Raw genomic sequence first — 12,462 nt, forward strand, 5'->3', positions numbered from 1 at the left:
ACTTGATCGGAAATACCCCATGTTTTTTCATTCGAAGGTCGCCGTCACGCATCCGCCCACATCCGCAACAGATTGTGGTAACAGCCGGTCAGATTGACGCTGGCCGGGCTGTCGCCTTGGGTGGTGCGTAGTTCCAGGATAGCCATGTCCATTTCGAACAGCAGCCGGCGGCGTTCGGTTTCGCGCACCATGCTTTCCATCCAGAAAAACGATGCCATCCTGGCCCCGCGAGTGACGGCTTCCACCCGATGCAAACTGGAACCGGGATAGAGCACCATGTCGCCGGCCGCCAGTTTGACCGCGTGTTGGCCATAGGTGTCTTCGATCACCAATTCGCCGCCGTCGTAACTGTCTGGATCGGCCAGAAAAATCGTCGCCGACAAATCGGTACGCAGCCGTTGGCCGGTCTCCGAACAATAACGGATGGCATTATCGATGTGGTTGCCGAAGGTATTGTGCTCGCCTTCGTAGCGGTTGAACAACGGCGGAAAAATCCGCTTCGGCAAGGCCGCCGACAGAAACAGCGCGTTCCGGTTCAAGGCCTCCATAACGATGGCCCGAAGTTGCCGGCTTTGCGGGGTATTTTCCGGCAACTGCAGATTGTTTTTGACCTGGGCCGACTGGCTGCCGGCGGTGATGCGGCCATCGGTCCACGGCGCGTCGGCCAGCAGTTGTTGGCATTGTTGTAGCGCCTCCGCGGAGAGTACTTGAGGGATTTCTATCAGCATGGTTCACCCCGCGATGGCTTGTAAGGCAAGGAACACGCTCAGACTCAAGGAACTCAAGCCTAACCCGGCCGCCGCCAAGCGCTTACCGTGCAGACGGGTCCATAGCAGGATGCCGGTCAGACTCAAAAACATCAAGCCGCCGGCCAAGCTATCCGCCAGCAAAATCCAACCGACACCCATGCCGCTGCCTTTATGCAGATTGGTCAACATCGACAACAGGTTACCCTCGCCTTGCTTGACACTGACGAAGGCATTGCCTTCCCAATATTCGGCGGACAGCATCCGTTGCGGATTGCGCAGGTTGATTTGCCAGGACGCCGGTTGCTGGATCGGCTGATTGTTCCAGATCACGGTTTTAGCCGGTTCGCTACGGATTTTGGCATTAGCGGTATTGATGCCCAGCGATGCGCCCAGCCAAGCGGCCATGGCTTTGGGATCGGCCGGACGCGGCTCCGGCAGCGCCAGCTGGATTTGTTTTTGCTCCATCTTGCCGATCGGGATTTTCATTACCTCGCGATGATTCAGCAGAATGCCGGAAAAACCAAATAGCAAACCCAGCGCCGCGCCCCACAATCCGAACCAGGCGTGGGTGCGGCGCAACCACTTCAAAAAAGTGCCGCGCGCAAGCGACTTGGGTAAAAAAAGATAGCCCCCGTTGGTTTTTGGCGGGCGCTTGGCTGGCTGTATGGCATGGATGGAGGTATTCATGATCCGTTAATCGATTGAAGTGATGGAGTGGATGCTTAATATTTAAAACTCACCGTTAACTGCCCGGACAACGGCGTTCCCGGCAAGGCCGAGTTGGTTTGGCCGGATTCGTAGTAGACGGTGTCGGCCAGGTTGAACACGTTCATCTGCACATCGAAATGTTTTTGATGATAGGCCAGCATCGCGTCCAGCCGTGCGTAACCCGGCAATACCGCCTCGTTGACGCTGTCGGCATAACGATCGGAGGCATAGAACACTCCGCCGCCGATTTCCCAATTATCGGTCAAGCGGTAAGTGGTCCAGGCCACGCCGCTGTGCTCGGGCACATTGACGGCGGTCATGCCTTCATAGGACTTGAGCAAGCCGCTGACCGAACCGGTCGCGCTGGTGGTCGACTTGGTGATTTTGGCATCCAGGTAGGCATAGGTCAGCGACACATCCCACTTCGGCAGGATTTCGCCGGCCAAACCCAGCTCGAAACCGTCGGTGCGCTGTTCGCCGCTCAATTCCTGCAGATTGGGATCAAGCGGCGAGGTGGTGCGGGCATTGGTTTTTTCCAGCCTGAACAGCGCGCCGGTCGCCGACAGTCGGCCGTCGAAAAAGTCCAGTTTGGCGCCGATTTCGTAATTGTGGTTTTGCTCCGGCGGCAGTTCGGCGTTATTGGCCGCCAAACTCAGACTTTCGGCCGACGGGTTGAAGGATTTGCCGTAACTGAAATAGTACGATTGCGACTTGCTCGGCTGCCAGACGATACCGCCGCGCGGGCTCCATTGGTCGACGCTGCTTTCGAAGTTGGCGACGCCCAACCGGTCTTCCTGCTGGGCGTCGAACACGTCATAGCGAGTACCGCCCAGCAGTTTCCATTCCGGGTTGATTTCGAACTGATCCAATACATAGCCGGCATAGGTTTGGGCGTGAGTCAAGCGGTCGGTAGCCAGCGTGCCGCTGAAATCGCTGGCCAAGCCTCTACCGACACTGCCGGTAATAATCGGATCGAAAACCGAGACGCGGGTGACGCCGGTCGAATTCTTCGATTTGAAATCGTACTCTTCCCAACCGAATTCGCTGCCGAACATCAAGGTATTGTTAAAACCGAACAGCGGCTTCTTGAATACGAAGTCGGTCTGGTTGTAGACGTTTTCTTGAGTACTCAGCCGCAAGGCTTGCGAGCGGGCTATCGTGCCGGCATTGGCACCGGTATAGGCCGCCGCGCCGGAGAACAGATGGGTCAGATATTTACGCTCGTAATCGCCGTAACGGATAGAGTTTTTCACCGAAAAATCTTGGTTGAAACGGTGCGTCAGCGCCACGGTGGCGACATTGACGTCGCTATCCATCATCCGGTTGTCGGTAAAACCGTAGAAGGTATTGATAGGCACATCGGCCGGCGTGCCTCGCCACATCGGCACGCCGTAATCGAACACGCCTTCTTCCTGTTGGTGCAACAAGTTCAGCGATAAATCGGTGTCCGGCGTCAATTTCAGCGCGAATGACGGCGCGATGCCCCAGCGACTGGAAGAATTGTAATCGCGGTACGAATCGGTGTCCTGATACATTACATTCAGGCGCGCCGCCAGATCCTGATAGGCGGTTTCGGCATCGATCGCAGTGCGTTTGAAGTCGTACATCCCGTAGGTAAAACTGCCGTTGACGCCGGTCTTGCCGGTCGGTTTCTTGGCAACCTGATTGATTACGCCGCCGGTGGCGCCGCGTCCGAACAAAATCGACGATGCGCCTTTCAGCACTTCGGCTTTTTCGATGAAAAAGGTATCGCGATTGTATTGGCCGTTGTCCTTGACCCCATCCAGGTATTGGTCCGAATTGGCGGCGAAACCGCGCAAGGTGATGGAATCGCCGGTACGTCCGCCTTCGCCGGCGGCGATGGTCAAGCCGCTGACGTTGCGTAACGCATCGCGCAGGTTGAAGGCATTTTGCGATTCGATCAACTCTTCCTTGACCACGCTGACCGATTGCGGGATGTCGCGTAGCGCCATTTCGGTCTTGCTACCGGTGCTGGAACTATCGGCCTTGAATCGATTGGCTTGTTTCTCGCGGGCTGCCTTGACCTTGACATCATCCATGACGACTTCCTGGTCATCGGTCACGCCGGTGACGGGTTCGACGGCGAATGCCGCGCCGCTCAATGCGGCTCCCAGCGGCAATATGGCCCCCAATCGCCATTTGGCTTTGTTGGACTTGGTTTGGCTTGCAAGGTTGCTATACATGGTTTCCCCTTTAGGTAGTTCAAAAAATGGCTGCCTGGCGGGGAATGCTGGGTGGCTGATGATCTTGTTGATTTACGAGGTCCGCTAATCGTTGGCCGGTTAGTGCACCAAGGTCAACGTTGGTTGTCCGCGCGCCTGATTATTGGTCTCATCCTCCATTCTTTTCGAGGCTTCGGCCATCATGATTGCGAAGGCGGTGAACTGTTCGACATCGAAACGCATCGATACATTTTGCAGATGTAGATGCACTACGCCGCAGTCACGGCACATCAACACCTTGCCGGTTTCGCTGCCGGCTAAATATTCATGGGTACAGGGCTTTTTAGTCATGGGCGGATCCTCCGGGTAAACGATCAAGAAAAAACGAATTGAGTTGGCTCATTGGCCCTTAATGAAATTCCGGACACGATCAGCTCTTATCCGGCTCCGACACAAAGCCGATACGGCTGACACCGGCCCGCGCGGCATCGGCCAATGCTTCGGCGACAAAGTGGTAGGCCACGTTTTTATCGGCGTGGACATACAGTTCCACCGAATCGAGATCCTGGCCGAGTTGTGCCAGCTTTTGCTGTAACTGTTCGCGGCTGATGGGATCTTGGTTCCAGAACAATTGCCCATCGCCGGCTATGGCCAGATTGATCGGCTCGATAGGCGCCGGTTGCCGGGCCTGGCTGCTGGCCTTGGGCAAGTCGATTTTCACCGCGTGCGTCATCATCGGCGCGGCAATCATGAAGATCACCAGCAGCACCAACATCACGTCGATCAATGGGACCATGTTGATTTCGGCGACGGCATGGCCGCCGCTTTTGTTTTGATCGAAGCCGCCGAATGCCATTAGCGCTCTCCCGCCAACACCTGCGCTTCGTTGCCCGAGCTGCTGTTTTGACCCCGCGGATTGATGGCCGAGCCGGTGGTCAAAAATGCAAACAGGTCATGGGCAAAGGCATCCAGTTGCGCCAGCAACAAGCGGTTGGAACGCACGCAATCGTTGTAAGCCAGCACCGCCGGAATCGCTACCGCCAGTCCCAGGCCGGTCATGATCAAGGCTTCGCCGACCGGACCGGCGATTTGTTCCAGCGTACCCTGGCCGTTTTGGCCGATGCCGAGCAAGGCGTGGTAAACCCCCCAGACCGTGCCGAACAAGCCGACGAAGGGTGCGGTACTGGCAACCGAGGCCAGGATGGTCAAGCCCCATTCCAGTTTTGCGGTTTCTTCATCGATGACCCGGCGGATCGCGCGGGTCAGAAAGTCACCGGCGCAACCGGCTTCCTGCAAACGCTGCGCGCCGTGGATGGCATGATGGCGGGTGGCGTTGATGGCGTGATAGGTCAGATGCGAAAACGGTTCTTCGTCGCGATGCTGCTCCAAACCGTGCGCGACTTCATCCAGCGAGGCGGCATCCCAGAACTGGCTCAAAAACTCTCGGGTGCGGCGGCGGGTGGTCATGCCCAGCCAAGCTTTGACCACGATGAAATACCAACTGCCGATCGACATCACGATCAGCAGCATGAACAGCGCTTGGCCGACGCCATCGCTTTGATCTAAAAAGTGCGTAAGGTTTTGATTGAATGACATGGCATTATCCTTCCAGACTGAATGAAATCGGTACGACTACCCAGGCGACGACGGCCTGCTCACCGCGTTTGGCGGGTATGAATCGCCAGTTTTTGACGCTATCCTGGGCCGCCGCATCCAGACGCGGATAACCGCTGGATTTGCGCAACGTCACTTGTTCGACAACGCCGGCGGCATTTACCAACACCCGCAGCAACACCCGGCCTTGTTCGCCAAGTTGTCTGGATTGGGCCGGATAATCGGGAGCCGGGTTATTCAAGTAATCGGCGTTCAAATTCGGCAGCGTCAGCGGTAGCTGACTGGTTTCGTCGCTGGTTGCGCTCGAAGGACTGGATGAGCTGTTAGCCGGCTGACTGGGGCTAGGCTCGGAGGCCATGCTTGTTTGCCTAGGTTCGGGCTCGCTACTCGGCACCATCATGGGTGACACGGTTTCGCTGGGCGTGGCCAGTACCGGTTGCGGTTTGGCCAGTTTAGGTAGGGGTCTGGGTTTAACTTTTTTGGCGGCGGCCTCCGGCCGATGAACCGATTGGGGGGCGGGCGATGTGGGCGTTTTCACCGCCGAGGCGCTAATCCAATTGACCATAATCGGCTTTGGCGGCGCGATGGTTTCCGCCGTCACTTGGCCGGGCAATAATGCCACCCCAGCCAAGTGGAGGGCTAATGCCGTACCGATACCAAGCCACGCCACATATGCATTGTCACTATGTGTCTTGTACGGATTAGATGCGGATGGTTGCTGCTGCGGCTTGGCGGCCACGGCGGCATACTGTAGAAAACAAAAATTGGCAATCATATAGCCTCGCGCTAAGCAGATGAACTAAAGCTTGGCTGGCTACCGGTGGGTGGCTGGCTATGCGATTAAATCGAAAAAGTTATTTGGTCAGAATCAATTTACCGTTGCTGGTGATGCGCAAGCGGTACTCTTCTCCCATATGTTCGATAACGACTTCGTTTTGCGCTTCGAACAGCTGTTGACTGGTAATTCTGCGCCGTCCTAGGCCTTGTTCAGGCTTGGCTGATAGCGGAGCATGGTTTTTAGCTATTGGGTTTGTCACGGTATTTAAGATCAATGAAAGCGATGAATTTGCCGTCTGGCGGCTTTCTGCTCTAACAGCGTGTTGGAAACATTTTGCCAGTGTTCCAAAAGTTGCAGATACATATCCCGGCTATCGGACAGTTGAGTAGCCGGATGCGCCGCCAGTTGTTGCAATTGGTGCACGATGACATGAGCCAGCTTCGGACAATGATGGCCGTTGATGAAACGGGTCATCAGCTGGCAGGTGGCGGCATGCAATTGAGTCATGTCATGAGTACCGGCAACGTTGACATCGATTGAATGCATAGAAACCTCTTGATAAATTTGCATAAAGGTTAAGACAGCGCACACTGCTTTTTCTTTGGAGGATGACCAGGTGCGCTGTTGACGGCACGAGAGAGAACCGTCGGATACAAATGATAATGATTCTTATTTGATTGTCAAGCAAAACCATTTCCTTGCTTGTCACGACGCGCCCAAACTTGGCATTCTGCTGCGCGAATAAATCTCGGCGCCGTTCACTCTAGGGAATTTGCCGTACACAATTTCCCGTTTTCGACGATTGCATGTCGCCGGGGGCTTTAGCCGCGACGATAAGCCCTTGGTCGCGGCTAAAGCCTCCCCATACCGTCCAACCGGTAAGCTGTTTGTTACCGAATCCAAAGATTCGTGCGACACAAACAGCCTCAATATTTTTCAAAACACCTGAATTTCTCAGCCAGCTATCGGTTGAAGCTGAAGTCGGCGTAAACTAAACCCACAGTTTTCCGCGACCAAGGCCGCGCAGACATCGGCATGCACCGGTAGTTCGATAGCTTTCCAATCCGTAGCCAGCCCGTATTCGTCAGGTATGGCCCGCAATTCCCCACCAGGACCCAATTCGACTTCGCACCGATCCAGCCCCAAAGCAATGCCCCGCCCCACCGCCTTTACAAACGCCTCTTTTTTGGTCCACAAGCGGTAAAAATTTATTTCTTGTTGATCTGGCGCTAACAAGCACCATGCTTGAAACTCCCGTTGTGAGAAACAACGCCTGGCTAAACTGCCGAGACTGCCGCGCGCTCTGATGATTTCGATATCGACACCGATGTCGGTAAAATCCGCCACGGCTATTAATAAAGTGTCGGCCGAATGGGAAAGATTAAAGCGCAAGGCCGCATCGGCCAGACTCGGCTTGCCATGCTCGCCGAGGACAAATTGCAGACTTGCCGGCTCAACATGCAGATAGGAGGCCAGCGTTTGCCTCAACAAACCGCGCACCGCAATATATCGGTCGCGCATCATTTCCCGCTGGAATGACCGAGCTTTTTGCCGCTCGCCATCACTCAACATTGCTTCCAGAGCCTGCCTGTTTTCAGGGGCCAACGTCAATTGCCCGCACCAGACATCGACAAAATTCTGTTCCACGCATCGCTCCTTACTTGAAAGTCTCCCGCTCCCCTTGTAAAACCCAGGCAAAACACTTGGTTTTCCTTGACGAAAGCCGCTAAAGACAGTAGTTTACTCAACCTTTTTCGTAAAAAACATTTTCAGGTTTGATTAGCATTTTGAGGACATAAAATTGGAACTCAGCGGCGGACATATTCTTGTCCAGTGTCTTAAAGACGAAGGTGTCGAATTTGTTTTTGGCTATCCAGGTGGCTCGGTTTTGCACATCTATGATGCCATTTTCCATCAAGACGACGTAAAACATATTCTGGTGCGGCATGAACAGGGCGCAACCCATTCGGCCGACGCCTATGCCCGTGCCACCGGCAAACCGGGCGTGGTGCTGGTCACTTCCGGCCCAGGCGCCACCAATGCGGTGACCGGCATCGCCACCGCCTATATGGACTCGATTCCGATGGTAATCATTTCCGGCCAGGTCCCGTCGCCGGTGATCGGCAGCGATGCGTTCCAGGAAGTCGATACGGTCGGCATTACCCGCCCCTGCGTCAAACATAACTTCCTGGTCAAGAACGTCAACGACATAGCCGAGACCATCAAAAAGGCGTTCTACATTGCTACCACCGGGCGCCCCGGCCCGGTTTTGGTCGACATTCCCAAGGACATCACCGACCCGAACATCAAGGTACCCTACAAGTATCCGAAAAAAGTCAGCATGCGCTCTTACAATCCCGTGATTATCGGCCATAAGGGCCAGGTCAAGCGCGCGGTTGATGTCTTGTTGTCCGCTCAACGGCCCATCATTTATTCAGGCGGCGGCGTAATTCTGGGCGAAGGCCACAAGGAATTAACCGAGCTGACCCAAATGCTGGGCTACCCCATTACCAACACCCTGATGGGCTTGGGCGGTTATCCGGCCACCGACAAGCAATTCGTCGGTATGTTGGGCATGCATGGCACCTATGAAGCCAACATGGCCATGCATGAAAGCGATGTGATATTGGCGGTCGGCGCTCGCTTCGATGACCGGGTAACCGGCAAGCTGACCGAATTTTGCCCTTACGCCAAGATTATCCATATCGACGTCGATCCATCGTCGATTTCCAAAACCGTGCGCGTCGACATCCCGATTGTCGGCGAAGTCAAACCGGTGCTGGAACAAATGATAGAACTGGTCAGGGAAAGCAAGATCAAACCGTCCAAACCGGCACTTGAGGCCTGGTGGCAGTTGATCGAAAGCTGGCGCGATGTTCAGTGCCTGGAATATGACCGCGGCAGCCTGTTCATCAAACCGCAGTTTGTCATCGAACAATTGTATGAAGTCACCAAGGGCGATGCCTATATCACGTCGGACGTCGGCCAGCATCAAATGTATGCGGCCCAGTATTACAAATTCGACAAACCTCGGCGCTGGATCAATTCCGGCGGCTTGGGCACCATGGGCTTCGGCTTGCCGGCGGCGATCGGGGTCAAATTGGCCTTTCCCGATGCCGATGTCGCCTGCGTCACCGGCGAAGCCAGCATCCAGATGTGCATTCAGGAATTGTCCACGGCACTGCAGTACAACACTCCGGTGAAGATCATCAACCTGAACAACCGTTATATGGGTATGGTGCGGCAATGGCAGGAGTTTTCCTACCAAAGCCGTTATTCGCAGTCGTACATGGACACGATCCCCGAGTTCGTCAAGTTGGCCGAGGCTTATGGCCATGTCGGTATCCGGGTCGAAAAACCGGCCGATGTGCGCCCCGCCCTGCAGGAAGCCTTCGCCATGAAAGACCGCACCGTGTTCCTGGACTTCATCACCGACCGCACCGAAAACGTCTATCCGATGATCGAAGCCGGCAAGGCCCATCACGATATGAAGCTGCGGGTCGCCCCCGGCACGCCTCTGGACAGGGAGTTATCTTAATGAGACATATCATCTCGATTTTAATCGAAAACGAAGCCGGCGCCCTGTCGCGGGTGGCGGGTTTGTTTTCGGCGCGCGGCTACAACATCGAATCATTGACCGTGGCGCCGACCGAAGACGCCAGCCTGTCGCGCATGACCCTGGTCACCCGCGGCAACGATGACGTGATCGAACAAATCACCAAACAGTTAAATAAACTGATCGATGTGGTCAAACTGATCGACCTGGCCGATGCACCACATATCGAGCGCGAACTGATGCTGGTGAAAATCAAAACCACCCAGGAATCGCGCGAAGAAGTCAAACGCATGGTCGACATCTTTCGCGGTAAAATCATCGACGTCACCCCCGCCAGCTATGTGGTGGAAATGACCGGCCAGTCCAATAAACTGGACGCCTTTATTCACGGCTTCGAGGAAGGTAGCATCATCGAAGTGGTGCGTTCCGGCCCGACCGGCATTTCCCGCGGCGAAAAAGGCTTACATTTATAACTTTACACCCATCAGAAAACGAGAAAACCTATGCAAGTTTATTACGACAAAGACGCCGACCTGTCGGTCATCAGAGGCAAAAAAGTAGCCATCATCGGTTACGGCTCGCAAGGCCATGCCCACGCCAACAACCTGAAAGATTCAGGCGTTGACGTTGTCGTCGGCCTGCGCGCCAATTCCGCTTCCGTCGCCAAGGCCCAAGCCAGCGGCCTGACCGTCAAAGACGTGCCGGAAGCCATTGCCGGCGCCGACGTGGTGATGATTCTGACCCCGGACGAGTTCCAATCCAAGCTGTACAAGGAAGAAATCGAGCCCAACATCAAACAAGGCGCGGCCCTGGCCTTCGCCCACGGCTTTGCGATTCTGTACAACCAAGTCGTGCCTCGCGCCGATTTGGACGTGATCATGATCGCGCCTAAAGCGCCCGGCCACACCGTTCGCTCGGAGTTTGTCAAAGGCGGCGGCATTCCTGACTTGATTGCGATTCACCAAGACGCTTCCGGCCAAGCCAAAGCCATCTGTTTGTCTTACGCTTCCGCGATTGGCGGCGGCCGTTCCGGCATCATCGAAACCACCTTCCGCGACGAAACCGAAACCGACTTGTTCGGCGAACAAGCGGTATTGTGCGGCGGCGCGGTGGAACTGGTCAAAGCCGGTTTCGAAACCCTGACCGAAGCCGGTTACCCGCCCGAAATGGCTTATTTCGAGTGTTTGCACGAACTGAAATTGATCGTGGATCTGATGTACGAAGGCGGCATCGCCAACATGAACTACTCGATCTCCAACAACGCCGAGTACGGCGAATACGTCACCGGCCCGAAAGTCATCAACGAAGAAAGCCGCTGGGCGATGAAACAAGCGCTGGAAGACATTCAACAAGGCAAATACGCCAAGCAATTCATCCTGGAAGGCCAAACCGGCTACCCTGAAATGACTGCACGTCGCCGCCTGAACGCCGAACATCCGATCGAAGTGGTCGGCGCCAAATTGCGCGGCATGATGCCTTGGATCAAGGCCAACCAGATCGTCGATAAGAGCAAAAACTAATCGGCAATTGCCTGACGAAAAGCCCATCTTAGGATGGGCTTTTTTTACACTTACCGCAAGCCCTGCAAAGTTAACAGTTGAATTGCTAAACGACTAACAACCCAAGCAATTAGCTACCGGTTGGCGCACAGGAATCTAGCCCCCCCCTAAGAACATCGTACAGTTTATGCCGTAATTCACTTGCAAACGGCATAAGTTTAAGGGTGTTTCAAATCCTTCAGCTCATAAGATTAGAAATTTGACGATCTTTTACGATGCACACCAATTAATCCCAAAACAGCGCTGCCGAACAACCATAAAGCGCCGGGCACGGGCACTTGTGAAACAGTTAGCCTGTATCCATCATCTGTCGCGCCCCAAGAACCGTTCCGGTAGCCACCCAAAAAGATGGTATAAATTTGGCCGGCCTCGGCATCGAAACTAATGGTATTAAGGTTGACGGGATTAGCTCCACCGACGCTATAAGCGACAATATCGGTGATGGGAAGCAGGGTTCCAAGATCGAAATCAATCGTGTAAGGCGTTGAATCATCGGTAATCCCGTCTTGATTGTTGCCCGCATTCCAAGCGCTATGATGAGCATACCGGGTCATGGCATCCATACCCTTAAAGACGGTAAAACCGAAGTTGGTACCGGATTGCAAAATACCTTGCAGCTCCAACGTAACCGTTCCACTGACATCGGTTCTAAACAGACCCGTATCCAAGTTATGCCCCCAACCAACGGCCGAAGGCTTAAACGCATTTGCGTCACTCCAGGCCCCCTTAGCGGTATCGATATCCGCATAGACCCCATATTTTGCGAATGCGTCGAATGTGGAAATTTCGGCCGTGTTGCCCGTGTTGCCGGTAAACTCAAGCCCCCAGTTCATGTGGGCGCCGGTATAACCAAAGGGCGCGCTGGTCTGGCCACCGGTGCCGGCCCATTTTTGGGCAGCAATCGATCCAATAGTTTTAGTCTGCCAATAAGCACCGTTCGCCCAGCCGTCAGTGCCCCCATTTAAATTCTCGCCCCAGACTCCACCAGCCGTAGGATCGATGGTGTTGGTGCTGTTATCGGAACCGAGCCCGGTAGACAGGTTATACATAGTCGTCGAAACGGCCGACGCGTTGGATACCGCGCCTAGAGATAAAACCCCGGTGGTCAGCGCCAGCCTGACGGCACGGGCAAGCTTGGTTTTCTTCATATTGCTTCACCTCAGATAGTATTTGTATTATGAAATTGACGCCAAGCGATTGAAGTTGGTTTTCCTTAACGAAGCGATGCGACGATCTTAGATAAGACTTGCAATTTCCAGCCTATTAATAATGGGCGCGACTTTTCTCTTATGACACGACAAACAACTGTCAGTTT

At 54.6% G+C, this 12,462-nt stretch carries 14 protein-coding genes; 3 read left to right on the forward strand and 11 right to left on the reverse strand.

Annotated features, from left to right (window positions below; genetic code table 11):
- Positions 1-44: 44 nt before the first annotated feature.
- From IVG45_RS11360 to IVG45_RS11405, 10 genes are all read right to left on the reverse strand, one after another.
- Positions 45-728 carry a Fe2+-dependent dioxygenase gene (locus IVG45_RS11360; RefSeq protein WP_196433964.1) on the reverse strand — a complete coding sequence of 228 codons (684 nt, stop codon included), beginning with the start codon at positions 726-728 and terminating at the stop codon, positions 45-47.
- A gap of 3 nt (positions 729-731) precedes the next feature.
- Positions 732-1,436 (reverse strand): PepSY-associated TM helix domain-containing protein, encoded by a 705-nt coding sequence (locus IVG45_RS11365; protein ID WP_196433965.1) that lies wholly within the window; start codon positions 1,434-1,436, stop codon positions 732-734.
- A gap of 35 nt (positions 1,437-1,471) precedes the next feature.
- Positions 1,472-3,661: a TonB-dependent receptor gene (locus IVG45_RS11370; protein ID WP_196433966.1), complete on the reverse strand. Its 2,190-nt coding sequence runs from the start codon at positions 3,659-3,661 to the stop codon at positions 1,472-1,474.
- Between the two features lie 99 nt (positions 3,662-3,760).
- On the reverse strand, positions 3,761-3,991 hold the full coding sequence (locus IVG45_RS11375; RefSeq protein WP_196433967.1) for a DUF6686 family protein: 231 nt from the start codon (positions 3,989-3,991) through the stop codon (positions 3,761-3,763).
- Between the two features lie 79 nt (positions 3,992-4,070).
- Positions 4,071-4,496: an ExbD/TolR family protein gene (locus tag IVG45_RS11380; protein WP_196433968.1), complete on the reverse strand. Its 426-nt coding sequence runs from the start codon at positions 4,494-4,496 to the stop codon at positions 4,071-4,073.
- The gene (locus IVG45_RS11385) at positions 4,496-5,236 is read right to left on the reverse strand and encodes a MotA/TolQ/ExbB proton channel family protein (protein WP_196433969.1); all 741 of its coding nucleotides are present in this window, start codon (positions 5,234-5,236) and stop codon (positions 4,496-4,498) included. The genes IVG45_RS11380 and IVG45_RS11385 overlap by 1 nt, the downstream gene beginning before the upstream one ends.
- Positions 5,237-5,240: 4 nt before the next feature.
- On the reverse strand, positions 5,241-6,029 hold the full coding sequence (locus IVG45_RS11390; RefSeq protein WP_196433970.1) for an energy transducer TonB: 789 nt from the start codon (positions 6,027-6,029) through the stop codon (positions 5,241-5,243).
- 79 nt (positions 6,030-6,108) lie between these two features.
- Complete coding sequence (gene hemP / locus IVG45_RS11395; protein WP_196433971.1) at positions 6,109-6,291, reverse strand: hemin uptake protein HemP; 183 nt, start codon at positions 6,289-6,291, stop codon at positions 6,109-6,111.
- A gap of 11 nt (positions 6,292-6,302) precedes the next feature.
- Positions 6,303-6,578 (reverse strand): hypothetical protein, encoded by a 276-nt coding sequence (locus tag IVG45_RS11400; protein WP_196433972.1) that lies wholly within the window; start codon positions 6,576-6,578, stop codon positions 6,303-6,305.
- A 408-nt stretch (positions 6,579-6,986) separates the two neighbouring features.
- Positions 6,987-7,679, reverse strand: coding sequence for a 4'-phosphopantetheinyl transferase family protein (locus IVG45_RS11405; RefSeq protein ID WP_230874551.1), 693 nt, complete (start codon positions 7,677-7,679; stop codon positions 6,987-6,989).
- Positions 7,680-7,833: 154 nt separating this feature from the next.
- On the opposite strand from IVG45_RS11405, the gene IVG45_RS11410 reads away from it, so the two are divergent.
- From IVG45_RS11410 to ilvC, 3 genes are read left to right on the forward strand one after another with little or no spacing between them, the layout of a single operon-like run.
- A complete protein-coding gene (locus tag IVG45_RS11410) occupies positions 7,834-9,570 on the forward strand; it encodes an acetolactate synthase 3 large subunit (RefSeq protein ID WP_196433973.1) in 1,737 nt (578 codons plus the stop codon).
- Positions 9,570-10,061 carry an acetolactate synthase small subunit gene (gene ilvN, locus IVG45_RS11415; protein WP_196433974.1) on the forward strand — a complete coding sequence of 164 codons (492 nt, stop codon included), beginning with the start codon at positions 9,570-9,572 and terminating at the stop codon, positions 10,059-10,061. Before IVG45_RS11410 ends, ilvN begins: the two co-directional genes overlap by 1 nt.
- Before the next feature lie 30 nt (positions 10,062-10,091).
- Positions 10,092-11,108, forward strand: coding sequence for a ketol-acid reductoisomerase (ilvC, locus tag IVG45_RS11420; protein WP_196433975.1), 1,017 nt, complete (start codon positions 10,092-10,094; stop codon positions 11,106-11,108).
- Between the two features lie 230 nt (positions 11,109-11,338).
- Here ilvC and IVG45_RS11425 read toward each other — a convergent pair whose 3' ends face one another.
- Positions 11,339-12,295, reverse strand: a complete 957-nt coding sequence (locus IVG45_RS11425) for a hypothetical protein (RefSeq protein WP_196433976.1) — start codon at positions 12,293-12,295, stop codon at positions 11,339-11,341.
- Positions 12,296-12,462: the final 167 nt, after the last annotated feature.

Origin of the sequence: Methylomonas sp. LL1, assembly GCF_015711015.1 — a bacterium.
Lineage (GTDB): Bacteria > Pseudomonadota > Gammaproteobacteria > Methylococcales > Methylomonadaceae > Methylomonas.